Below are 23,983 nucleotides of genomic sequence, written 5' to 3' on the forward strand. Positions count from 1 at the left end.
CCGCCGGGCGGGCGCCCCTTTTGGTGCCCGCCCCGCCCTGCTGACAAGGAAAAAACCGTGACCAGACCGTTCCGCCTGCTGACCGCTTCCGGCACGCCCTACCTGTTCCTGCTGCCGGGGCTGGTGATCCTCGGCGCGCTGTTGTCGGTGCCGCTGTACAAGGTCGTGGAATATTCGCTGTACGACAACGTGATCGTCGAGCGGAACCCGACCTTCGTGGGGCTCGACAACTATCGCAACATCCTGGGCGATCCGGGATACTGGAGCGCCGGGTTCAACACGATCGTCTTTACCGTCGGCTCTGTCGTTGGCCACATGATCGTCGGCATCGGGCTGGCGCTGCTGGTCAACGCCGACATCCACCCCCGCGCGCGCACCTTCTTTCGCTCGATGCTGGTGCTGCCGTGGATCTTTACCGCCGTGGTCGTGGCGCTGAACTGGCAGCTTCTGCTGAACCCCTTCGGCCTGATCAACTACATCCTCGACTGGCTCGGCCTGATCTCCGAACCGCTGGACTGGCTGGGCAATCCCGACCTGGCGATGTGGTCGCTGCTGCTGATCTCGACCTGGCGCGGCTATCCCTTCATCATGGTCAGCTTCCTGTCCGGCTTGCAGACCGTCCCGCGCGAACTCTACGAGGCCGCCGACATCGACGGCGCCGGGTTCTGGCACAAGTTCTGGCACGTCACCCTGCCCCAGCTGAAACCGGTGATCTTCGGCGTGGCGCTTCTGGACCTGATCTGGACCTTCCAGTTGTTCCCGCTGGTCTGGCTGACCACCGGCGGCGGCCCCGGCCGCGCGACAGAGGTGCTGTCCACGCTGACCTTCCGCCTTGCCTTCGTCGACTTCGAATTTGCCCAGGCGGCCACCGTCGCCGTCTCCATCCTCATCATCTCGGCAGCCTTCACCGTGCTCTACCTGCGCAACGAAGCGCGGCGCCTGTAACGCCCCGGAGTTTCCCTATGTCCCGCATCGAAATCTCAAACCTCGTCAAGATGTACGGCAGCCACCAGGCGCTGCACGGGATCGACATCTCGATCCAGCCGGGAGAGTTCTGCGTGCTGGTCGGCCCCTCGGGCTGCGGCAAGTCCACCACCCTGCGCATGGTCGCCGGTCTTGAAACCATCAGCGGCGGAGAGATCGCCATCGGCGACCGCGTCGTGAACGGGCTGCGCCCCAAGGATCGCGGCATCGCGATGGTGTTCCAGAACTACGCGCTCTACCCGGCCAAGACGGTCCGGGGGAACATGGCGTTCTCGCTGAAACTGTCCAAGATGCCCAAGGCCGAGATAGACCGCCGCGTGAACGAAGTGGCCGAGATCCTGGAACTCACCCCGCTCTTGGACCGCAAGCCCGCGGCCCTGTCGGGCGGTCAGCGCCAGCGCGTCGCCATGGGCCGCGCCATCGTGCGCGATCCAGAGGTGTTCCTCTTCGACGAGCCGCTGTCCAACCTCGACGCCAAGCTGCGCGGCCAGATGCGCGCGGAAATCAAGCGCCTGCACCAGCGGCTGGAAAACACCATCATCTACGTCACCCATGACCAGGTCGAGGCCATGACCCTGGCCGACCGGATCGTCATCATGCGCGACGGGCGGATCGAACAGCAGGGCACGCCCGACGCGGTGTTCCACGATCCCGAAACCGTCTTTGTCGCCGGTTTCATGGGCAGCCCGCCGATGAACCTGATCGACTGCACGGTGACACCGACGGGGCTGCGGCTGGGCGACACGGATCTCGCCTGCACCACGCCCGATGGCCTGCGGCCCGGCGATCGCGTCACCTTCGGCATCCGCCCCGACGACATCCGCCCGGCGGCGGACCTGCCGAACGGCGTAACCGCCAGCCTGCCGGTCGACCTGATCGAGCAGTTGGGCACCGAGAAGCTGGTGCATTTCCGCGCCGGTCCGCACGAACTGATCGGCAAGACCGGCGGCCGGGTAGAGCTGGACGAGGGCACGGCGCAGACGCTGGCCTTCGACATGGCCCACGCCTTCTTCTTCGACGCCGAAACCGGGCACCGCATCCGATGACCCCCGTGAAACCGGTCGGGCTGGGCTTTGGCCTGTTGGGCACCACCAACACGGCGCCCATAACGGACGCCGAGGCTGAGGAGATGTTCACAGCCGCCTGGGACATGGGGATCCGCCGTTTCGACACCGCGCCGCTTTACGGCGGGCGGCTGTCCGAGGAACGGCTGGGCCGGTTGCTGCGCGGGCGCCCGCGCGGCGACCATGTCCTCTCCTCCAAGGTCGGGCGCTACCGCGACTATGCCGCCACGGTGGTCAACCCCAAGGACAACCCCGGCGACTGGCACGACTACACGCGCGAGGCCACGCTGCAATCCGTCGACCACAGCCTGCACCTGCTGGGCACCGATCACCTCGATATCGTCTTTGTCCATGATTGCGACGCGCATCTAGACGACGCGCTGACCGGCGCCCTGCCCGCGCTGGCAGAGTTGAAATCGCAGGGCGTCATCCGTGCCATCGGTTGCGGCAGCAATGTCGCCGCAAGCCACGCCGCCCTGCTGCGCGAAACCGATCTGGACGTGCTGATGGTCGCCGGCCGCTTTACCCTGCTGGATCAAAGCGCGGCCGACACGCTGTTCCCGCTCTGCCTGTCGCGCGGGGTGCAGGTGGAATTGGCCGCGCCCTTCAACTCTGGCATCCTCGCCACCGGCCCGGATGTCGAGGTCACGCGCTTTGACTACCAACCGCCCGATGCTGCGCTGCGTGACCGGGTGCGCGCCATCCAGACCGCCTGCCTGGCCGAAGGCGTGGCCCTGAAACGGGCCGCGCTGCACTATGCCGCCGCCCATCCGGCGGTCACGCGGCTGGTGCTGGGCCTGATCCATCCGGGCGGCCTGCGCTCCAACCTCGAAGACCTCTCCGCCCCGGTGCCCGACACACTCTGGCCCGCGCTGGAGCGGCTGAACATCCCCAACCCGACGAGCCCAGCACAATGACCACAGCCATCGACGCCCATGTCCACATCTGGGACCGCACGCGGGGCGAAACCTTCATCGCCGAAAAGCAGTTCCCGGTGCTGACGGGCAAGGCCTTCTTGCCCGCCGACCTGGTCCCGGTCCTGGCCGAGACGCGCGCCGAGAGCGCGGTGCTGGTCCACGGCCCGGCCACCGTGAAACACGTGCATTACTGCCTAGACCTTTGCCGGCAGCACGAGATCTTTCGCTCTGTCGTCGGCTGGGTCGACCTGCGCGATCCGGACTGCGCGGCGCAACTGGCCCTTCAGGCCAGAGACCCGGCGTTTCGCGGCGTGCGCTTCACGCCCATGCTGGATGCCGGCCCCGAAGGCTACCTGCGCAGCGACGGCGCGCAAACCATCTGTGGCGCGCTGCAAACCGGCGGTCACCTGGTCGAGATCCTCGCCCCGCAACCGCTGTTCGGCGCCGTTGCCGACCTCGCCCGCGCCTTCCCCGACCTGCCGGTTGTCCTGGCCCATTTCGGCCTGCCCGACGGTTCGCCGGACAGCTATGACAGCTGGCGGCAAACGATGGCGGACCTTGCCCGCCTGCCCAATATCCACGTCAAACTCTCGGGCCTGCCGCTGACCGGCGACGCGCCAACAGACACCGACATGACGCAAAGCCATGTCGCCGCGATGCTGGCCCTCTTCGGCACCGATCGCCTGATGTACGCCAGCAATTGGCCCGTCGCCACGGCCCTTGCCAGCCCCCGCCACTGGCGCGTCCTGCTGGATGAAACGCTCGACAAGATGAACTTGGGCGCCCCGGACCGGGACGCCCTCTATCACGACAACACCGCGCGCCTTTACTGAGGCTTAGCGTCCCATCCAGCCGCCATCGACCACGAGGATCTCGCCGTTCACATAGTCGGAGGCCGCCGACGACAGGAACACCGCCGGTCCGGCGAAATCCTGTGGCGTGCCCCAACGGCCCTGCGGAATACGCTCAAGGATCGCCTCGGACCGGTCCGGATTGTCCTGCAACGCCTGGGTGTTGTCGGTGGCGATATAGCCCGGCGCGATGGCGTTCACGTTCACACCCTTGCCCGCCCATTCATTGGCCAGCGCCTTGGTCAGCTGGCCGATCCCGCCCTTGGACGCGGCATAACCCGGCACGGTGATCCCGCCCTGGAAGGTCAGCAACGAGGCGGTGAAGATGATCTTGCCCCGGCCCCGTTCGACCATGCCGCGCCCGATCTCGCGCGACAGGACAAACTGCGCGGACAGGTTGACCTCGATCACCTCGTCCCACCAGTCGTCGGGATGCTCGGCCGCGGGCTTGCGCTTGATGGTGCCGGCGTTGTTGATCAGGATGTCGGGCGCGACGCCATCCGCCTCCAACTGCGCAGCCAGCGCCGTGACCGCCGCGCGGTCGGAGAAATCGCACTGGTAGGGCGTGAACTTGCGCCCCAGTGCCGTCACCGCCTGTTCCACATCCGATCCCGGCTGCAAGGACGCGCTGACGCCCACGATATCCGCGCCCGCCTGGGCCAGCGCCTCGGCCATGCCGCGGCCGATGCCGCGCTTGGCGCCGGTGACGACGGCGGTCTTCCCGGAAAGGTCGAAACTGGAAAGGACGGTCATGCAGGGTCTCCCACCTTGATGAGGCTCTTCAGGGCTGTCGGGCTGGCGTCGAGCGATTCAAACGCCTGCTGGATCTCGGCCAGCGGGCTGACATCGGTGATCACCGTTTCGGCGTCGATCTTGCCCTCGGCCACCAGCGCGATGGCCTTGTCATAGTCTTCGGCTTCGTACACCCGCGCGCCGATCAGGTTCAACTCGCGCCAGAAGAACTGGAACATGTCGACCTGCGGTTTCTTGGCATGGATCGCCACCATGACGATCCGCGCGCGTGTCGCCGCAACCGCCGTCATCGCATCCACGCCGGGCTGGCTGCCCGAGACCTCGAACACCACGTCGGCGCCCTTGGTGCCGGTGCGCGCCTCGATCACCGCCTTCAGGTCTTCCTTGGCCGGGTTCACCGTGTCGAACCCCAGCTTGCGCGCGATCTCCAGCCGGGTCTCGTTGACCTCGGACAGGACGACATTGCCGCCCGCCTCGCACGCGACCATGGCCACCAGCACACCGATGGGGCCGCCGCCGATCACCACCACGTCCTCGCCCGGCTGAACCGCGGCCATGCGCACGTCATGGCAGGCCACGGCCACCGGCTCGATCAGCGCAGCGTGATCCAGGCGCATCCCCTCTGGTAGAACGTGCAGCGTATGCGCGGGAGCATTCCACAGCTCCTGCATGGCGCCATCGGTATCCAGGCCCAGGAATTTCTGGTTATGGCAGATGTGACCATGCCCGCGCTTGCAGGCGGGGCAATCCCCGCAGGGATCCAGCGGGCGCACCACCACGTTCTGACCCGGCGAGACATTGGTCACGCCCTCGCCCACCGCCTCGACCACGGCCGACATTTCATGCCCGACGATCCGGTTCAGGCCCACGCGCGCGTCCATGTTGCCGTGAAACACATGCATGTCCGTACCGCAGATGCCGCAATAGGCGATGCGCAACTGCACTTCGCCCGCGCCGGGGGCAGGCGCCTCGGCCTGCTCGACGGTAAAGGTGCGGTTGCCGCGGTAAAAGGCGGCGTCGATCTTGGTCATTCGTGCATCTCCTCATGGGCTGCTTGCAATCTGTCCCAGTCGAAGATCACGCCGGTGCCCGGCGTATCCGGCGCCACCGCCATGTGATCCTCGACCACCAAGGGACGGGTCGTGTAGGTGTCGATGGGGAAGGAATGCACCTCGATCCAGCCCTGCCCCTGCCCGGACACAAGGCTGACGTGCAGTTCCTGCATCCCGTGGCTGCACACGGTTATTCCGTGCTGCCGGCCAAGCGCGGCCACCTGCAACCAACCGGTGATCCCGCCGCAGTTCGAGGCATCGGGTTGAAGATAACTCAGCCGGGAATCCTCGACCGCGTATTCGAATTCATGGAACGTGTGCAGGTTTTCCCCCATGGCCAGGGGCACCCCCGTCGCCTCGGCGATCCGGCCATAGCCCTTGTAGCTGTCGGGGATGATCGGTTCCTCGAACCAGGTGATGTCATGGGGCGCAAAGGCGCGCGCGGCCTCGATCGCCTGATCCTCGGACATGGAATAATTCGCATCGACCATGAAGGTCACGTCAGGGCCGATCAACTCGCGCACCGCCTTCACCCGGGCCACGTCCTCGGCCAGCGTGGGCTGACCCACCTTGATCTTCACCGCGTCGAAGCCACGGTCCAGGTAACCGCGGATGCTGTCCAGCAGTTTCGGCAGCGGAAAGTTCAGGTCGATCCCCCCGGCGTAGGCCCGGCAGCGGTCGCCCGCCCCGCCCGCCATCTGCCACAGCGACTGGCCCGTACGCTTGCCGCGCAAATCCCACAGGGCGATATCCACCGCCGAAATCGCGAATGACGCCACGCCGCCCCGGGCCACGTAGTGCACGTGCCATTGCATCGCGTCGTACAGCGCCTCGACGTCCCCCGCCTCTTTGCCCAGCAAAAAGGGCGCAAGGTCATGTTCGATCATGGCGGCAATCGCGCGCCCGCCCTTGCCGCCGGTATAACTGTACCCGGTGCCCGTGCTGCCGTCCTCCAGCGTGACGGTCGCGGTGATCAGCTCGAAATGCGTATGGTCCCCGTGCTTGGCATCGGTCAGCACTTCGGCCAGCGGCACATCGAACAGACGTACGTCCACGCGGACGATACGAGAGGCAGGGTCAGGGTCGGACATCGGGGCGCCTTCTATTTTGATCGTACCAGGTTAAGGGCTTATGCTGGCAATCCGGCGGTTATGTCAATAATATATCGCCAAATTCCATTTTTAGTCGTACCAAAATACTCGAAATTGACTTCTGCGCGCCCTTTGGTCCAATTGCACGGGCCAAAAGGCCGGACCAAAAGGCGGATCGCAACATGCCACGACAGGACGAAACAGGCCGCGCAGCGGACCAGGTGGTGCGCAGCATCGCCGATCAGATTCGCTCGGGCGAACTGGCCGACGGCCAGCCGCTGCCGCCCGAACGCGACCTGATGGAGGCCTTCGGCATCTCGCGCACGGTGGTGCGCGAGGCGGTGCGCACCCTGTCCTCGCGCGGGCTGATCGAGGCGCTGCCGCGCCACCGCCCGGTGGTGCGCAAGCCGGGCTTCGACTCGGCCATCGACGCGGTGGGCAGCATCGTCACCCACCTGCTGGGCGAACCCGGCGGGGTCAAGAACCTCTTCGACACCCGCATCATGGTCGAAGCGTCGCTGGTCCGGCAGGCCGCCAAGGAGGCCAGCAAGGAAGACATCGCCGCGCTGACCGAGGCGCTGGAGGCCAATGGCGCCTCGATCCTCGACAGCGAGGCCTTCTACCGCACCGACAACGCCTTTCACGGCGTGCTGTACCAGATCCCGCAAAACCCCGTCCTGCCCGCCATCCACCGCGCCTATACCACCTGGCTGGCGCCGCAATGGTCGCAGATGCCCCGCCTGCCCGACCGAAACCGCACCAACTTCGACGCCCACAAGGCCATCTACGACGCCATCCTCATGCGCGATCCCGACACCGCGGAAACCCACCTGCGCGACCATCTCGCCACCGCATGGGCACAGGTCCGCGAAACCTTCGGCGACGTCTGAACCGTCAGAAGGCCTGGTACACCGTCCGCTTCTGCAGGTAGCCCTCGATCCCGTGCATCCCGTCCTCGCCGCCAAGGCCGGACAGCTTGTGGCCGTTGTGATAGCCCTGCACCAGCCCCGTGATCCCCGAGTTCAGAAAGATCGTCCCGGTCTCCAGCCGCTGGATCGCGTCCATGTAGACGCTTGGATTCTGCGTCCACAAATAGGCGGACAATCCGTCCGGGCGGGCATTGGCAACGGCAAGCGCCTCTTCATAGTCCGCCACGGGCACCACAGGCAGCACCGGGCCGAATATCTCTTCGCGCACCGCCGCCGTGTCGGGCGTGGCGCCGGTCAGCACGGTCGGTTCGTACCAGTTGCCGCCTTCCATCCCCTCGGGCCGCTTGCCGCCAAGCGCCACCTTGGCACCGCCTTCGACGGACTCGGCCACGATCCGTTCCACTCGCGCCAAGGCGTCGGCGGTGGTGATCGGCCCCATGCCGCCATTGGTGGCCGGGTCACCGACCCGCACCTTGGCCGCGTGGTCCAGCAGCTTTACGGTAAAGGCATCGGCCACCGCCTCTTCGACCAGCACCGATTCCGAACAGATGCAGACCTGTCCGGCGTTGGCGAAACGCGCCGTCGCACAGGCCGCCGCCGCCTTGTCGAGGTCGGCGTCCTTCAGCACGATGAAGGGCGCAGAGCCGCCCAGTTCCAGCGACAGCGCCGTGATGTTCTGCGCAGAGGCCCGCGCAATCGCCTGCCCCGCCCGGATCGATCCCGTCAGGGTGATCATCCGCACGATCGGGCTTTCGACCAGCGGCGCGCCGACCTCGGCGCCCGTGCCCGTGACCATGTTGATGACACCGGCAGGCACACCCGCCTCCTCGACGATGCGGCAGAAAACCGAGGCCGTGACCGGCGTCGCCTCATGCGGCTTGAGGATCATGGTGTTGCCGGTGACCAGCGCCGGGCCGACCTTGCGCCCGATCAGCGCCAGCGGATAGTTGTAGGCACACAGGCCCAGCGTCACGCCATAGGGCACCTTGTAGATGAACAGCCGCTCGCGCGGATTGTCAGATGGCAATATGTCCCCGCGCAGCCGGCGCGCCGCCTCGGCGGAATAGGTCATGTAGCGGATCGTGTCCGTGACCTCGCCCGCCGCTTCGGCGCGGGGCTTGCCCTGCTCCTTGACCAGCAGATCCTCGAACAGATCACGTTCCCGCTCGATCCCGTCTGCGATGCGGTAGAGGTAGGCGGCCCGTTCGACCGGGGGCAGCATCATCCAGGTCTTCTGCGCCCGCGCCGAAGACTCCAAAGCGCGCTCTACTTCGGCCCCGGTGCAGGCGGGCACCTCGGCCCAGGCCTCTCCGGTGGCGGGGTTTGTCACCTCCAGCCGCGCGCCATTCGACGCCTCGACCCATTCGTTGTCGATGAAGCATTTGTAGAACATGGGGGTTCCTTCAGGTCGTGTGACCGGCCCCGGCCATGTCGGCCAGCATCCGGTCCTTGTCGAAATGCGGATAGGCGTATTCCTGCACCTTGCGCCCCTCGAAGAGCGTCAGCACCCGGTCGCCCAGCATCAGCACCTCGTCGATTTCATAGGACAGGATCAGGATGGCGACGCCGCGTTCGGCCAGATCCTCGATGATGCGATAGATGTCGGCCTTTGCGTGCACGTCGATGCCGCGCGTCGGCTCCAGCAGGATCAACAGCTTCAGATCCTCGTCCAGCCAGCGCGAGAAGCAGATCTTTTGCTTGTTGCCGCCCGACAGAAAGCGGATTTCCTGCTCAGGCGAGGATGTCTTGGTCGAGGTGTCGCGGATAGCCTTGGCCACGATCCCGTCCACCCGCGCGCCGTCGATCAGCCCGCCCTTCACGGATTTCTCCAGGAACGGCAGGGCGATGTTGTCGCGCACCGACAGCGGCGGCAGGATGCCGTTCTTGTCGCGGTTCTCGGTCACAAGGCCCATGCCCTCACGCACCGCCACGGCGGGCCCGCGCCCCGGTTTCAGCACCCGGTCAAGGTAACGCACCTGCCCGTTATACCCGGCATCCAGACCGAAAATCGCCTTGGCGAGTTCCGGCGCACCGCAGCCGCGCAGGCCCGTCAGCACGACGATTTCGCCTTCGTGCACGTCCAGCGTCACACCTTCGTAGTTGCCGGGGCTCGACAGCTCGTCCACCGACAGCACCACCTTGCCGGTGATCTGCTTGTGGGGCTTCACGAACTGGTCCAGTTCGGCGCCGGTCATCGACTTGATGACCTTATCCTCTGTCGTGTCGGGGATGCGTTCGGACAGGACGATCACCCCGTCGCGCATCACCGTCACCTGCTCGGCGATGCCGAAAATCTCCGGCATGTGGTGCGAGATGTAGATGATCGCGATGCCCTCGGCCTTCATCCGGCGGATGAACTCGAACAGCATCTCCTTGTCCTCTTCGGACAGGGCCGAGGTCGGTTCGTCCATCACGATCAGCCAGGCATCGGACATCAGCGCCCGGATGATCTCGACGATCTGCTTTTCGCCGGAGTTCAACTCTCGCACGGGCTTGTTCGGGTCCAGCTTCAGTCCGAACCGGTCCAGCTGCGCCCGCACCTGCCGCGCCATTTCGCCCTTGTTCAGGAAGGGCGTTCCTGCGTGGCGGATCTCGCTCCCCAGAAAGATGTTGGCGGCGACGTTCAGCTCGTTGATTAGCGACAGCTCCTGGTGGATCATGGCGATCCCGTGCCGCGCGGCATCGGCGGGGGCGGCAATCTCGACCGCCTGCCCGTCCATGCGGATCTCCCCCTCATCCTTCTGATAGACACCGCCGAGGATCTTCATCAGCGTCGATTTCCCGGCCCCGTTCAGACCGACCAGGGCGTGCACCTCGCCCGCGGTACAGGTGAAATCAACGTTGTCCAGCGCGCGGGTGGCAAAGAAGGTCTTGCCGATGCCGGCCATTTCCAGACGTCTGGTCATTGCGCCTTCCTCCGCTGCACGAGCGTATCCAGCAGCACCACGCCCAGAAGGATCAGGCCCTTGATGAGGTTCTGCAAATAGGGGTTGGTGCCGGTCAAAACGAGCCCGTTGATGATGATCCCGTAGAGCAGCACGCCCAGGATCGTGCCCAGCAGACGACCCCGTCCGCCGAACAGAGATGTGCCGCCCAGGATCACCGCCGTGATCGCGTCGAATTCAAGGTACAGCCCCGTCCAGGGCTGCCCCGAGGACACGCGGCCCACGGTGATGATCGCCGACAGGCCCGCCAGCGCGCCGGACAGCACATAGACCCAGACCAGCGTGCGCTGCGGCATCCGGCCCAGCACGAAGGCGGTGTTGAAATTCGACCCGGCGGCATAGACGTCACGGCCAAAGGGCGACCGGTAGAGCAGCACCGACAAGGCGACAAAGACCAGCGCAACAAAGGGGATCACGACCGGCATGTTGCCCCAGCTCTGCCCGCCCAGCCACAGGAAGGCGCCGTTGAACACGTTGATCGAATCCGCGTCGTAGATCACCAGCGCCAGACCGCGCGCCAACGCGAAGGTGGCCAGCGTCACCATGAAGGCCGACAATCGCAGCCGCCCGATGAAGACACCGTTGATCGCGCCGATGGCCATGCCCGCCAGGACGGCGGCGGCAAATCCCACCAGCGCGCTGTCGGTGGCGGTCAGGGCGATCACCCCCACCCCGCCGGCGAAGGCCACGTTCGACCCGACGCTGAGGTCGATGCCGCCGGTCAGCATGATGAAGGTCATGCCCATCGACACCAGGAACAGCACCGCGATCGAGCGCAGCAGGATGCCGATGTTGGCAAGCGAATAGAAGTTGTCGTTGGCGATGCCGAACCCGACCGAGGCGATCACGATCAGCCCGATCAGGACAAGGTAGCGCTGGGTCAGGCTGTCCATCGCCTTGCCCCTGCGCGCAGGCGCTGCGGCCGTGGTTGTGGTCATGGCTTTCTTTCCGGAAATTCGGGGCGGCAGCGGGACACCCGCCGCCGCCCGCCTGTCTTACTTGACCGAGTCGGGGCCGAACTCGAGATAGCCCTTCGCGGCCACGTCCAGCGCCTCGTCGACGTAGTAGACCTCGACATCCTCGGGGAAGCCGTTGTCGAGCGCGGTCTTGTGGTTCTCCTCGGTCATCACCAGCGGCGTGAAGAAGTCATAGACCTTGTCCGGCGTCTCGCCCTCGTGGATGCGATAGGCCATCTGGACAAAGTTCCAGCCCTCGCGCGTGCCCGACAGCAGGATGTCGGCCTTCACGGTGCCGTTCTGCATCTGCTGCAGGATCGGGATATCGCCGTCGTAGCCGTAGAAATCCAGGTCCTTGCCGCTGTTGGTGGCAATGGCGATCGACGGGTACATGTAGGCGTCGGTGACGCCGGAAATCGCGTCGAGGTCCTCGAACTGGGTCAGCCAGTTTTCCGCAATGGACTGCGCCTTGACCGTGTCCCAGTCGGCGGGCTGCTCGGCCACGACCTCGATGTTGTCGCAGGCGCCGATGCCCTTCAGGATGCCCTCGCGGCGCGCCTCGCCCGACGGGTTGCCCGCCTGCCCCAGCATGATCGCCACCTTGTAGGGCTCTCCGCCCGACAGGGCGCACATGGCCAGGCCCTGATTGGTGCCGTTCACCACGTCGCCGAGGGTAAAGCTGTAGTCGGCGCTGTCCATGGGCGAATGCACGGCGATCCAGGTGATGCCCGCCTCCTGCGCCTTGGCGACCAGCGGCTCGAAGGCATCGACGTTGATGGCGTTGACGAACATCACGTCGGGGCCTTCGTTGATCGTCACCTCGGTTTGCTGGATCATCTTCTCCAGCGAGCCTTCGGCCGACAGCCAGCGGCCGGTGATCTTGGTATCCGGGAAGGCCTCGTCATAGGCGTCAATCGCATCCTCGAACCCCTTGAGCCAGGCAACGTGATAGGGCGCGACGTGGCCGTCGTTGATGAACACGATGTCCAGCGTGTCATCCTGCGCGACCGCCGGGGCGCCCATCAGGGTCAGCGCCGTCGCGGACATGAGTCCTGTCTTGAAGTTCATTGTCGTCTCCTCCGTGTTGAATTCTTCTGCGTCGTTCCTGCGTCAGTGAGCCTCGACCTGCCGCGACTGCCAGAGCACCCAGTTGGCCCCCAGCGCCGCCAGGATCACCGCGCCCTTGAACACCTGGTGCCAGACGTCCTCGACGTTCAGCAGGTTCAGCGCGTTGTTGATGACTCCGATGAACAGCAGCCCCCAGAAGGCGCCGCCGATGGTGCCGCGCCCGCCCAGGATCAGCGTGCCGCCGATGATGATCGCCGCGATCCCGTCCAGCAGCAGCCCGTTGCCGTCCAGCCCCGGCTGAACGAACCCCATCCGCGACGACAGCATGATCCCGGCAAAACCGCTACACAGCGCCGAGAACATGAAGACCCCGATCTTGACCCGGTCCACGTTCACGCCTGCCAGCCGGGCGTTTTCCTCGGAGTTGCCGACGGCGATCACCGCCGCGCCCCAGCGGGTGTGGTTGTAGACCACCCAGGCCAGCACGAAGAGCGCGACGAGGAACAGGAAGGACCAGTAAAGCCCCATGAATTTCTCGGCCCCGATGAAGCGAAAGAAATCGCCCATGAGAAAGATCTGCTGCCCGCGCGGGATGATCAGGCCCGACAGGCCCTGCGCGCAGAACAGCATCGACAGGGTGACGATGAAGGCGGGCAGCCTCAGCTTGGTCACCAAGACCCCGTTGAAGAACCCCAACGCCAGGGAACAGGCGATCACCGCCACGATCCCCAGCGCCACGCCCCCGGTCATGCCGAAAAACACTCCCAGCACGATGGCGAACAGCACCGATCCCATGCCCATCGACAGGTCGATGTTGCCGGACACGACGACAAAGAACTGCCCCAGCGCGATCAGCCCGATGGGCACGATCTGGCGCGAGATGGCCGACATGTTGTCAAGGCTCAGGAACCGCGGGCTGATCAGGTAGAACACCAGACACAGCGCCAGCGTAACGAAGATGATGTTCTTTTCCCGCAACAGGCGCGACAAGTCAGGCATGGTGTCCTCGGTTCATTTTGGTCGTACCAAATTCTAGCCATACGGCAGAGATTCGGCGATATTGTCAAGTTTATCTGCGAATATTCTGCATTTTGTCTTATGATACTCTCAGTTTGGAATGCTCAAACTACAGGTTTCCCAGCACCATCTCGGCACAGCGGTCGCCCAGCACCATCGCGGGCGCATTGGTGTTGCCCGCCGGGATCTCTGGCACCGCGGACATGTCACAGACCCGCAAGCCGCTGATGCCACGCACCCGCATCCGCGCATCCAGCACCGCCATCGGGTCGCCCTCGGCCCCCATCTTGGCGGTGCCCGCGGGGTGGAAATTGGTCTTCACCACCCTCCGACAGTGCTCTTCGAGCGCGGCATCAGACCAATCCGTGGGCGCGACCACCTCTGCCACCCTGTCGGCCAGCGGTCGGGTCTGCATGGTCTGACCAAAATAGCGCAGCCCCTTGACCATCTCGGCCATGTCGTGCGGATCCGACAGGAAGTTGGGGTTCACCTCTGGCATGGCGTCGGGATCACTTGATGTCAGCCGCACGGTCCCGCGCGATTGCGGTTTCAGCAGCACCATCTGGATCGACACGCCGTAATCCTCGCGGATCGTCTTGGCCTGCTCGGGGTTCAGGTACATCACCGGGATGCAATAGGCCACATGCGTGGGCAGCGCGTCCGGGTCCGTCGGGTTGACGAAACAGGCGGCCTCTAGCCCCGTTGTCGTGATCCGCCCGCGCCCAAACAGTTTGAACTCCAGCCCGTTGCGCAGCATGTTCCAGCCGCGATCCTGCCCATAATAGCCATAAGGCCCGTTGGCCCGCGCCACGATGGACACGTCCGGGTGATCCTGCAGGTTCGCGCCCACGCCGGGCAGGTCGGCCACCACGTCCAGCCCGTGTTCGCGCAGATGATCCGCCGGGCCGATCCCCGACAGCATCAACAGCTTCGGCGTCACGAAGGCCCCCGCCGACAGCAGGATCTCACCGCTGGCGCGCGCCTCATGCTCCACGCCGCGCGCATCGCGCCAGACCACGCCTACCGCGCGGCCATCTTCGATCACCACGCGCCGCACGCGCGCTTGCAGCTTGATCGTCAGGTTCGAGTTGTCCTTCAGCGGATCGAGAAAGGCATAGGCCGCCGACACTCGCTGTCCCTGATTGTAGGTGAACTGGAAAAAGCCCACCCCGCGCTGCCGATGCCCGTTGAAATCGGGATTGAACGGCTCGCCCTGCGCCTGCAGCGCCTGCACGAACCAGCGCGCCATATCGTCGATATGGCCGGGGTCCGATACCACCAGCGGCCCGTCGCAGCCGTGCAGATCGTCGTTGAACTTCCGGTTGCCTTCCAGCCGCTTGAAATGCGGCAGCACGTCCTCCCAGGCCCAGCTGACCCCGTCATTGCCGCCGCGCAGAACCTCGTGCCAGGCGTCGTAATCCTGTGGCCGCCCACGCACATAGGCCTGCCCGTTCACGGTGGACCCGCCGCCCAGCACGTTGCCCTGCGGGATCTCCGTCTGGCGTCCGTTCAACTGCGGTTGCGGCGTGCTGCGATGGGTCTGAAAGAACTTGGACCCGTTCTTGAGCAGCTTGAACACCCCCGGCGGCATGTCCAACAGCGGGTGCCGGTGGTGGTGCCCGCCCTCCAGCAGCAGAACCCGCGCCCCGCCCTCGACCAGCCGCGCCGCCGCGACCGCCCCGGCAGAGCCGCCGCCGACAACGATATGATCATAAGCGGCGCTCATGCCCCCGGCCCCAGAAGCAGAATCTTGCCATAGGCCCCGCCCGCCGCCATCGCGGCCAGCGCCTCACCCGCCTGTTCCAACGGATAGGTGGCGGCGGTCAGCGCGTCGAAATTTACCGCCCCGGATTCGACCAGTTGCACCGCCTCTTCGAATTCACGGTTGAACTGGAACGAGCCCACGATCTCGATCTCTTTCAGCATCACCAGATGCAGCATCACCTGCGCCTCGCGCGGCTGGATGTTGGACAGGATCGACACGCGCCCCTTGGGCCGCACCGCCTTGAGCGCGGTGTTGTAGGCCGGGATCGCGCCCGAGGCCTCGACCACGACGTCGAACCGCTTTTCGATCTCGCCTTCGTCGAACTGCCCGCCGATCAGCCCGGTCTCTGCGCCCGCTTTCAGCGCGACCTCGACCGCCCCTGCCCGCAGGTCCAGCGCGGTCACATACGCACCCCGCGCCGCCGCGCCCGCAATCGCCAGCAGGCCCATCGGCCCGCAGCCCGTCACCAAGACTTGCTGACCCGCAGAAACGCCACCCTTGTTCAAGGAATGCAGCGCGCAGGCCATCGGCTCGGCAAAGGTCAGGTGGCGGGGATTGACCCCCTCGGCCACCGGGCGGCAGCAGCGTGCCGGATGGTCGATCACCTCGCGAAAGAATCCGTCCAGATGCGGCACGGTGGTGGCCGAGCCGGGGAACTTCTTCGTCGTACAGAGGTTTTTTTCCCCCCGCTGGCAGGCCGCACAGATCCCGCAATTCATGATCGGGTTCAACGCCACCAACTGCCCCGCGCGCAGGTCAAACCCGTTCGGATCCACCACATAGGCGCAGGCCTCGTGCCCCAGCGTCACGGCGTTCTGCAACTGAAAGCCCGCGTTCGCAAAATGCGCGTAGTAATGCAGGTCCGTCCCGCAAAGGCTCGCCACCGCAAGGCGCAGGCGCACATGGCCCTCAGGGATCGGGCCGTCCTCCTGCGCCACGGTCTCGACCCGTTCGGCGGCGGTCAGTTTCGTCTGAAGCATGGTCATTCTTTCAGAACCCCACCGCATAGCCGCCGTCGACCGGCAGGTTGACGCCGTTCACGTAAGACGCGCGGTCCGAGGCGAGGTAAAACACGGCATCCGCCACATCCCGCGGGCTGCCAAAGGCATGAGACGGAATCCGCCCCTCGATCTTGTCCCGCCGCGCCGGATCCTTGGCCAGGATCGCGCGGGTCATGTCCGTTTCGATAAAGCCCGGAGAGACGGCGTTGCAGCGGATGCCGAAGGGCGCCGCATCCACGGCGACAGAGCGCGTCAGCCCCACCACCGCCGTCTTGGCGGTGACATAGGCGGCGGCCGAGGGCAGCGCCATGATCCCGCCCATGGAGGCGATGTTGACGATGGCGCCGCCCGCCTCGCGGTGCAGCGCCACGTAGCGGCCGCAGGCGGCGAACATGGCGCGCACATTAATGTCGAGCACGCGGTCCAGCTCCTCCGGGGCGACGTCCCAGACCGGCTTCTTCAGGTGCACGCCCGCGTTGTTGACCAGCGCCGAGATGGGGCCGGCCTGCCCACGCAGATCCGCCAGCCAGTCCGCGGCACGGTCGGCGGCGATGTCGCATTCCACGAAGCGCGCGCCCTCCAGCGTGTCCACCTCGGCGCGGCTGCGGGCCACGACATAGACATCGAAGCCCGCCTCCAGGAAGCGTTGCGTCTGGGCGAGGCCAAGCCCCTTGTTTCCCCCGGTGATGACGGCAGTGGGCATGGCTCAGGCCTCCTTGTGATGGCGGTAAAGCGCGTCGATCCGGCGCAGGAACTGGTCCTCGGGGATCGCCTTGCGAAAGAACTCCGGCATGATCGCGCAGACCTCGTCGACGAAGCCCAGGAACCAGGGCGCGCGCGGCCGGGTCCAGGCGTTGTCGATGGTGTGAAACCCGCCCTGAAAGAACCCGGCCACATCCGCGTTCCCCTGCTGCGCCAGCCAGGCATGGCGGTTCGCGGGCTGGCCATTGTTGTCCAGATAGACGCCCGATTGCACCGGCTCTGACGTGATCCACCGTGCAAAGGCCACCGCCTCCTCGGGGGCGCGGGTGCGTGCGGACACGCCGATTCCCGCCCCGCCCAGGATCGCGCGGGGCCGGTCGTGACCGGCGCAGAGCGGCAGATCGAAATAGCGGACGGGATGCGGACGAAAGCCGGGCCGCGCGTAGTTCACATAGCCAAACAGGCAGGGCGAACAGGCGAACTCGTCCGCGCAAGTCAGCGCCTCCAGCACCTTGATCGGGTTCATCTCGACCTGCTCGTCCGGGCCCAGCCGGTACAGCGCCCGCAGCACCCGCAGCGCGTATTCCCCGTTTTCCGGCGATACGAAATGCCGCCCGTCGCGCGGCATGTCCACCTCACCCCGGCCCGCCACCAGCGTCATCAGCATGTCAAAGGCATCGACCGGCAACAGCGGCGTCAGCGGACGAAACCGCGCCGCGTCATCTTGCAGGAAATCCTCCCACAGCTTTGGCAGCGACGCGCCCAGATCAGGCCGATACGCCGCCATCTGGCAGGCCGCGTCCAGCGCATAGGCCCAGCACTTGCCCTGCCACAGATAGCTTTCCGCCGATCCCCCCAGCGACGCACTGGCATCCCCCGGCGCGGGCAGCGGCAACAGCGCCCCGGTCTCGGCGATCTGCCCGACGTGCGGGTGATCCAGCACGATGAAATCATACCGCTCGGCCAACTCGGCAATCGGCGCATCGGCAAAGGCCTGCAAGGACCGCTTGTCCCAGGTGACCTCGACGCCCGTCTGCGCAGCATAGGCCGCAGAGGCCGCCACCACGGGGTCGAACCCACGCGGATGGTCCCAGGTCATGCCTGTCAGCTTCATGCGCCCTCCTCCCGATTCCGGCGATTGGCGGCCACCCTGCGCGCCGCCCGCCAAATTTTCAAGTATCAAAATTATTTTGACATATGGAAGTTACATGATACCCAAAAAGCCGCCATCCCGGCCCCGCGTGGCGCAGGGCGGCAGTCTGACCAAGGAGGGAACGATGGGTGACACCGATGGCGCCGTGCGCTTTGACCTGACCGGGAACATCGCGGAAATCACGCTGGACCGTCCCGCCAAGCACAACGCCCTGACCCCCACCATGTACCGCCAGATCGCCGCCTGCTGCGCAGAGGCGAACGACACCGCCGCCGCTCATGTGGTGATCTTTCGCGGCGCGGGCGAGCGCGCCTTTTGCGCAGGCTCCGACATCAAGGCTCTGGACGGGTACGAGGACTTCTGGGCCTGGCGGAACCGCTTCGATTACATCCCGCCGATCCTGTCCTTGCGCAAACCCGCCGTCGCGGCGGTCAAGGGCTGGGCGCTTGGCGGCGGTCTTGAAATCGCGCTGGCCTGCGATTTGCGCGTGGTGTCGCGCACGGCGGTCTTTGCCGCGCCAGAGGTACAACTTGGCTGGAACGGCGCGGGCGGCGCGGCGCAGCACATGACCCGCCTCTGCGGTCAGGGGCAGGCGCTGAAATACCTGCTGACCGGTGACCGCTTTGACGCCGAAGAGGCCGCGCGCATCGGCATGGTCGAATACCTCACCGAGCCCGGCGAGGAGCTGACCAAGGCCCGCGAAATCGCCCAGAAAATCGCCGGACACGCCCCCCACGCCACGCAGGCGGTCAAGGCGGCGGTGCGCGGCGCGATGGATTTGACGCTGGAACAGGGCCTTCGCAACGAAAACGAACTCATGTCCCTCTGTTTCGCCAAGGCGGAACAGGCCAGACTGCGCGCCAAGCAGTCAGGGGAAGAACTATGAGCAAGACCGAAGAGAAAAAGAAATCCACCGTCCCGGCCGTGGAAAAAGCGCTGGACGTGCTGGAACTGCTGACCGATGCACCGAATGGCCTGACGATGAACGAGATCACCGACGCGCTCAACCGCACGATGGGAGAGCTGTATCGCATCGTCATCTACCTGACCGAACGCGGCTACCTGCAACAGGATCCGCAGACCAGCCGCTATTCCCTGACGCTGCGCCTGTTCGAACTCTCGCACCGGCATGACCCGACCGAACGGCTGATCTATGCCGCCCTGCCCCGGCTGGAGCGCATCGCCGCACGCACCAATCAGTCCTGCCACCTTGGCGTGCTGAACCGGGAAAACGTTATGGTCCTGACCTCGGTTCAAAGCCCCCTGCCCGCCGGCTATGCCGTGCGGACCGGCGCGCTCTTCCCGGTCAGCCAGACCAGTTCCGGCCATGTGATCCTTGCTTTCTCGGACGAGGACACGCAGGCCCGCCACATCGCCCGCCAGCCCAAGGCAGAGCGTGACGCCCTGCGCGCCCGCCTGACCCGCATCCGCGACACCGGCTATGAGGACGTGCCCAGCACGATGATCGCAGGCGTGCGCAACCTCTGCGCGCCTGTCTTTGACGCGCGCGGCGTGGTGGCGGCCATCACCTCCGGTTTCATCCAACAACTCGGTCAGGCCTCCACCGCAGAGGCCACCCTGGCCGAAATCCGCGCCACCGCGCTGGACCTGTCGCGCGAATTGGGCTTTTCGCCCCAGAACAGCCCCCATGAAAAAGCGTTAACCTATTGATATAAGGCAACTAAATGACCCTTAACGCCCCTGCCCTGCCCCTGACCGGCCTGCGTGTTCTGGATTTCGCGCAATTCCTTGCTGGCCCCGTCGCCGCGCTGCGCCTTTGCGATCTGGGGGCCGAGGTGATCAAGGTCGAACGCCCCGACGGCGGCGATCTCTGCCGTTCGATGGTGGTCAACGATCAGCGGCTGGAGGGTGACAGCCTTGTGTTTCACACCTTCAACCGGGGCAAGAAAAGCGTCACCGCCGACCTGAAACAGCCCACCGATCTGGACCGCATCCGCGCGCTGATCGCAACCGCCGATGTCATGATCCACAACTTTCGCCCCGGCGTGATGGACCGCATCGGGCTGGGCTATGACGCGGTGCGCGCGCTGAACCCGCGCCTCGTTTACGGCGCTGTGTCGGGCTATGGCAGTATCGGCCCCTGGCGCGACACACCCGGTCAGGATCTGCTGGTGCAGGCGCTGTCAGGCATCGCATGGCTGAACGGCAATGCCGATGACGGTCCCGTCCCCACCGGCTTTGCCATGTTGGACGTGGCCACCGCCGGGCACCTGGTGCAGGGGATCCTGGCCTGCCTCGTTCGGCGCGGGATCACCGGCACGGGCGGACTGGTAGAGGTGGACCTGATGTCCGCCGCGCTGGACATGACCTTTGAACAGTTCACCTGTTTTCTCAACGACGACAACCAACAGCCCCGCCGCCACGCGCAGGGCAACGCCAACCCCTATCAGCCCGCCCCCTATGGCATCTACCGCGCGACGGACGGCTGGATGGCTCTGGCAATGTGCCCGCTGGCAAAGCTGGGTGATCTGCTGGACGCCCCACAGATCGCCGCCTTCGCGCAAGAGGACGCTTTCACCCGGCTGGATGAGGTCAAGGCCGTCGTCAGCAAGGTTCTGGAAACCCGCCCCCGGCAACATTGGCTGGAAATCCTAGGCGCGGCGGGTGTCTGGTGCGCGCCGGTTCTGGACTGGCCGGAATTTGCCGCGAGCGACGGCTTTGCCGCGCTCGATCCCCTGCAGACCATCCGCACGCCCGAAGGCGCCGAGGCCCGCACCACGCGCTGTCCCATCCGCATCGACGGTCAGACCCTGCGCAACCCAGCCGCAGCCCCTGCCCTTGGCGCCGACACCGCCGCGATCCTGACGCCATGAGCGCGCCACTGTCGGGCCTCACCGTTATCGATTTCAGCCAGTTTCTGGCCGGCCCCTATGCCTCTCTGCGGCTGCTGGATATGGGCGCGCGGGTCATCAAGGTCGAAAACCCCGACGGCGGCGATCTCTGCCGCCGGCACTATGTTTCGGACACGAGGATCAAGGGCGCCTCGACGCTGTTTCACGCCATAAACCGGGGCAAGGAAAGCATCGCGCTGGACCTGAAGGCGCCTCAGGGGCTGGATGCCGCCCGCCGCCTCATCGCGCAGGCAGACATCGTGATCCAGAACTTTCGCCCCGGCGTGATTCAACGTCTTGGCCTTGCCTATGAAGACTTGCGCCCCCTCAAACCCGACCTGATCTATGGCAGCATCTCCGGCTATGGTGAGAGCGGCGCATGGTCTTGCGAACCGGGACAGGATCTCTTGGCGCAGGCGCGGTCTGGCCTGATGTGGCTATCGGGCAATGCCGATGACGGCCCGGTGCCCGTTGGCCTGCCCATTGCCGATATTTCCGCCGGGGCCTGCCTTGCGCAGGGTCTGCTGGCGGCGCTGTTCCACCATGCCCGCACCGGCAAAGGCACTCATGTGCGGACCTCCCTGCTGGAGGCGCTGATGGACATGCAGTTCGAGTTCCTCAGCACCTGGCTCAGCAATGGAGAGGCGCCCCCTGCCCGCCGCAGCGAAGGCTCTGCCCACGGCTACCTTGGGGCGCCCTATGGCGTCTATGCCTGTGCCACGGGCCATCTTGCGCTGGCCATGACCCCGCTGGACCGGCTTGGCCCCTTGCTGGACCTGCCCGATCTTGCCGGGGATCCCTTCAAGGACCGTGAGGCGCTGTGCCAGCGTATTACCCGGCGGCTGCGCGACAAGCCTGCCGAGGCTTGGGAAGCGGAACTGGGGGCGCAAGGCGTCTGGTGCGCTCGGGTGCTGACCTGGGACGAGCTGCGCGCCAAGGGAGGCGATCCGGTCAGCCGCATGTTACCACCGTCCCTGCCTCTGCGCATGGGCGGTTCTGTCGGCTCTTCGGCCCGCGTCGGTCCGGGACTGGATGAGCACGGCAGCGCCTTGCGCGCGGAATTCGGGTTGTCGCCAAAACGGTAACAAGGTCTGGTCGTGGACTGACAACAACCGCTGTGCCTGGCCTGGCGATTTGAACCGGCTCATGATCTACTCACGCCGTCGCACATGCCAGTGTGCGGCCTCGGCCCGATCGTTCACCCCCTTGTGCTGACGATGTACGAGCCCGGTGGTTATCCCAGCTTTGGCCGTGCGTCGGATCCGGGCGGCCTGCAACCTGACAAAGCCCCTCGAAACCCATATGAGGGTGCCAGAGGCTATCCATGACCGCCCTTCGAGGCACCATCTGGGTAGAGACTTTGCACCTTGGTTTCGAGATCACCCGCGCAGACCGACAGCGCAGGCGATCAACATTCGTCGATTCAATCCAACCCACCCGGTGCGACCGACGCCCGGCTGCCAAGGTCTTTTCCTTGCGTCACAGCCCTGATACGGGCGCCGCATAAACCTGCTCAAAACTTCATCATCAAGGAGAGCATCATGCTCGGTTTTATTTCACGTCCCATGGTGCGGATCGTGGACCGTTACCTGCCGGATCCCTTTGTCTTTGTGCTTGTGCTGACGCTGGTGGCCGGGCTGGCCGCCGTGCTGACGCAGGGCACCGGCCCGATGGAGGTCGTCACCTACTGGGGTGACGGGTTCTGGTCGCTGCTGACCTTCTCGATGCAGATGCTGCTGGTGCTGGTCACCGGTTACATGATGGCCTCGACTCCGCTTGTGCGGCGCGGGCTGTCCGCGCTGGCCGGCATGGCCAGCAGCGCGGGCAGCGCGATCCTGCTGGTCAGCGTGGTGTCGCTGGCGGCGTCCTGGATCAACTGGGGTTTCGGCCTTGTGGTCGGGGCGCTGTTTGCGCGCGAACTGGCGCGCACGATCAAGGTGGACTACCGCCTGCTGGTCGCATCGGCCTATTCCGGCTTTATCGTCTGGCACGGCGGCCTGGCCGGGTCCGTGCCGCTGTCCATCGCGACCGAGGGGCACCCCTTTGCCGAAATCGCCGGCGTGATCCCCACCTCCGACACCATCTTTTCCACCTTCAACCTGATCATCGTGGCGGCGCTGTTCATCGCCGTGCCGCTGGTCAACCGGGCGATGATGCCGCGCGAGGATGAGGCCGTCTACGTCGACCCCGCCCTGTTAGCCGAGGACGACCGCCCGAAACCCGAAAGCCCCACCCCGGCGGAGCGGCTGGAAAACAGCATGGCCCTTTCGATACTGGTGGGCGCGGCGGGCGCCGCCTGGCTGATCCAGTACTTCGCGACGGGCGGCGGGCTGTCGCTGAACGTCATCAACTTCCTGTTCCTGACACTGGCGATCCTGCTGCACGGCACGCCGAAAAACCTGCTGAACGCGCTGACCGACGCGGTCAAGGGCGGGGCGGGCATCGTGATCCAGTTCCCGTTCTATGCGGGCATCATGGCGATCATGGTGCAGTCCGGGCTGGCGGCCAGCATCTCTCAGCAGCTTGTCGGGCTGGCTTCGGCGACCACCCTGCCCTTCTGGTCCTTCATCTCTGCCGGGATCGTGAACTTCTTCGTGCCCTCGGGCGGCGGCCAATGGGCGGTGCAGGCGCCGGTGATCCTTCCCGCGGCAGAGGCGCTTGGCGCGGACATCGCGCGCATCTCGATGGCGGTGGCCTGGGGCGATGCCTGGACCAACATGGTACAGCCGTTCTGGGCGCTGCCGATCCTGGGCATCGCGGGCCTGCGCGCCAAGGACATCATGGGATTCTGCGTGGTGCACCTGATCCTGTCGGGGATCATCATCGCGGTCGGACTGACCTTTTTCTGACCCACAGCCGGCCCATTGAACCGCCAAGAAACAG

22 protein-coding genes are annotated in these 23,983 nt (G+C 65.6%); 10 read left to right on the plus strand and 12 right to left on the minus strand.

What is annotated here, in order from left to right:
- The first annotated feature begins 57 nt into the window (after nucleotides 1-57).
- From RBB42_RS06165 to RBB42_RS06180, 4 genes are read left to right on the plus strand one after another with little or no spacing between them, the layout of a single operon-like run.
- Nucleotides 58-945: a carbohydrate ABC transporter permease gene (locus tag RBB42_RS06165; protein WP_305969001.1), complete on the plus strand. Its 888-nt coding sequence runs from the start codon at nucleotides 58-60 to the stop codon at nucleotides 943-945.
- Nucleotides 946-962: 17 nt separating this feature from the next.
- Nucleotides 963-2,030 (plus strand): ABC transporter ATP-binding protein, encoded by a 1,068-nt coding sequence (locus RBB42_RS06170; RefSeq protein WP_305969000.1) that lies wholly within the window; start codon nucleotides 963-965, stop codon nucleotides 2,028-2,030.
- Nucleotides 2,027-2,965: an aldo/keto reductase gene (locus RBB42_RS06175; protein WP_305968999.1), complete on the plus strand. Its 939-nt coding sequence runs from the start codon at nucleotides 2,027-2,029 to the stop codon at nucleotides 2,963-2,965. Before RBB42_RS06170 ends, RBB42_RS06175 begins: the two co-directional genes overlap by 4 nt.
- The gene (locus RBB42_RS06180) at nucleotides 2,962-3,798 is read left to right on the plus strand and encodes an amidohydrolase family protein (protein WP_305968998.1); all 837 of its coding nucleotides are present in this window, start codon (nucleotides 2,962-2,964) and stop codon (nucleotides 3,796-3,798) included. The genes RBB42_RS06175 and RBB42_RS06180 overlap by 4 nt, the downstream gene beginning before the upstream one ends.
- A gap of 3 nt (nucleotides 3,799-3,801) precedes the next feature.
- Here RBB42_RS06180 and RBB42_RS06185 read toward each other — a convergent pair whose 3' ends face one another.
- From RBB42_RS06185 to RBB42_RS06195, 3 genes are read right to left on the minus strand one after another with little or no spacing between them, the layout of a single operon-like run.
- A complete protein-coding gene (locus RBB42_RS06185; RefSeq protein ID WP_305968997.1) occupies nucleotides 3,802-4,569 on the minus strand; it encodes an SDR family oxidoreductase in 768 nt (255 codons plus the stop codon).
- Nucleotides 4,566-5,600: a zinc-dependent alcohol dehydrogenase gene (locus RBB42_RS06190; RefSeq protein WP_305968996.1), complete on the minus strand. Its 1,035-nt coding sequence runs from the start codon at nucleotides 5,598-5,600 to the stop codon at nucleotides 4,566-4,568. The genes RBB42_RS06185 and RBB42_RS06190 overlap by 4 nt, the downstream gene beginning before the upstream one ends.
- The gene (locus tag RBB42_RS06195; RefSeq protein WP_305968995.1) at nucleotides 5,597-6,712 is read right to left on the minus strand and encodes a mandelate racemase/muconate lactonizing enzyme family protein; all 1,116 of its coding nucleotides are present in this window, start codon (nucleotides 6,710-6,712) and stop codon (nucleotides 5,597-5,599) included. Before RBB42_RS06195 ends, RBB42_RS06190 begins: the two co-directional genes overlap by 4 nt.
- A gap of 182 nt (nucleotides 6,713-6,894) precedes the next feature.
- Between RBB42_RS06195 and RBB42_RS06200 the strand changes: the two genes are divergently transcribed.
- Nucleotides 6,895-7,602 carry a FadR/GntR family transcriptional regulator gene (locus RBB42_RS06200; RefSeq protein WP_305968994.1) on the plus strand — a complete coding sequence of 236 codons (708 nt, stop codon included), beginning with the start codon at nucleotides 6,895-6,897 and terminating at the stop codon, nucleotides 7,600-7,602.
- 4 nt (nucleotides 7,603-7,606) lie between these two features.
- Here RBB42_RS06200 and RBB42_RS06205 read toward each other — a convergent pair whose 3' ends face one another.
- The 9 genes from RBB42_RS06205 to RBB42_RS06245 all read right to left on the minus strand — a co-directional run bounded on the left by RBB42_RS06205 (nucleotide 7,607) and on the right by RBB42_RS06245 (nucleotide 18,209).
- A complete protein-coding gene (locus RBB42_RS06205) occupies nucleotides 7,607-9,034 on the minus strand; it encodes an aldehyde dehydrogenase family protein (RefSeq protein ID WP_305968993.1) in 1,428 nt (475 codons plus the stop codon).
- 10 nt (nucleotides 9,035-9,044) lie between these two features.
- On the minus strand, nucleotides 9,045-10,547 hold the full coding sequence (locus tag RBB42_RS06210) for a sugar ABC transporter ATP-binding protein (RefSeq protein WP_305968992.1): 1,503 nt from the start codon (nucleotides 10,545-10,547) through the stop codon (nucleotides 9,045-9,047).
- Entirely contained in the window at nucleotides 10,544-11,524 is a 981-nt protein-coding gene (locus RBB42_RS06215; protein WP_305968991.1) for an ABC transporter permease, read from the minus strand. The genes RBB42_RS06210 and RBB42_RS06215 overlap by 4 nt, the downstream gene beginning before the upstream one ends.
- Nucleotides 11,525-11,581: 57 nt before the next feature.
- A complete protein-coding gene (locus tag RBB42_RS06220) occupies nucleotides 11,582-12,610 on the minus strand; it encodes a sugar ABC transporter substrate-binding protein (protein WP_305968990.1) in 1,029 nt (342 codons plus the stop codon).
- A gap of 42 nt (nucleotides 12,611-12,652) precedes the next feature.
- A complete protein-coding gene (locus RBB42_RS06225; RefSeq protein WP_305968989.1) occupies nucleotides 12,653-13,609 on the minus strand; it encodes an ABC transporter permease in 957 nt (318 codons plus the stop codon).
- A gap of 127 nt (nucleotides 13,610-13,736) precedes the next feature.
- A complete protein-coding gene (locus tag RBB42_RS06230; RefSeq protein WP_305968988.1) occupies nucleotides 13,737-15,353 on the minus strand; it encodes a GMC family oxidoreductase in 1,617 nt (538 codons plus the stop codon).
- On the minus strand, nucleotides 15,350-16,372 hold the full coding sequence (locus tag RBB42_RS06235; protein WP_306043425.1) for a zinc-binding dehydrogenase: 1,023 nt from the start codon (nucleotides 16,370-16,372) through the stop codon (nucleotides 15,350-15,352). The genes RBB42_RS06230 and RBB42_RS06235 overlap by 4 nt, the downstream gene beginning before the upstream one ends.
- A gap of 10 nt (nucleotides 16,373-16,382) precedes the next feature.
- The gene (locus RBB42_RS06240; protein WP_305968986.1) at nucleotides 16,383-17,096 is read right to left on the minus strand and encodes an SDR family NAD(P)-dependent oxidoreductase; all 714 of its coding nucleotides are present in this window, start codon (nucleotides 17,094-17,096) and stop codon (nucleotides 16,383-16,385) included.
- 3 nt (nucleotides 17,097-17,099) lie between these two features.
- Nucleotides 17,100-18,209, minus strand: coding sequence for an extracellular solute-binding protein (locus RBB42_RS06245; protein ID WP_305968985.1), 1,110 nt, complete (start codon nucleotides 18,207-18,209; stop codon nucleotides 17,100-17,102).
- A gap of 163 nt (nucleotides 18,210-18,372) precedes the next feature.
- On the opposite strand from RBB42_RS06245, the gene RBB42_RS06250 reads away from it, so the two are divergent.
- From RBB42_RS06250 to RBB42_RS06270, 5 genes are all read left to right on the plus strand, one after another.
- The gene (locus tag RBB42_RS06250) at nucleotides 18,373-19,134 is read left to right on the plus strand and encodes an enoyl-CoA hydratase/isomerase family protein (protein WP_305968984.1); all 762 of its coding nucleotides are present in this window, start codon (nucleotides 18,373-18,375) and stop codon (nucleotides 19,132-19,134) included.
- Entirely contained in the window at nucleotides 19,131-19,919 is a 789-nt protein-coding gene (locus tag RBB42_RS06255; protein ID WP_305968983.1) for an IclR family transcriptional regulator, read from the plus strand. The genes RBB42_RS06250 and RBB42_RS06255 overlap by 4 nt, the downstream gene beginning before the upstream one ends.
- Before the next feature lie 14 nt (nucleotides 19,920-19,933).
- Complete coding sequence (locus RBB42_RS06260) at nucleotides 19,934-21,082, plus strand: CaiB/BaiF CoA transferase family protein (RefSeq protein ID WP_305968982.1); 1,149 nt, start codon at nucleotides 19,934-19,936, stop codon at nucleotides 21,080-21,082.
- Nucleotides 21,079-22,185 (plus strand): CaiB/BaiF CoA transferase family protein, encoded by a 1,107-nt coding sequence (locus tag RBB42_RS06265; RefSeq protein ID WP_305968981.1) that lies wholly within the window; start codon nucleotides 21,079-21,081, stop codon nucleotides 22,183-22,185. The genes RBB42_RS06260 and RBB42_RS06265 overlap by 4 nt, the downstream gene beginning before the upstream one ends.
- A gap of 456 nt (nucleotides 22,186-22,641) precedes the next feature.
- Complete coding sequence (locus RBB42_RS06270; RefSeq protein ID WP_305968980.1) at nucleotides 22,642-23,949, plus strand: short-chain fatty acid transporter; 1,308 nt, start codon at nucleotides 22,642-22,644, stop codon at nucleotides 23,947-23,949.
- Nucleotides 23,950-23,983: the final 34 nt, after the last annotated feature.

Origin of the sequence: Mameliella sp. MMSF_3455 (assembly GCF_030733205.1) — a bacterium.
Taxonomy (GTDB): domain Bacteria; phylum Pseudomonadota; class Alphaproteobacteria; order Rhodobacterales; family Rhodobacteraceae; genus Antarctobacter.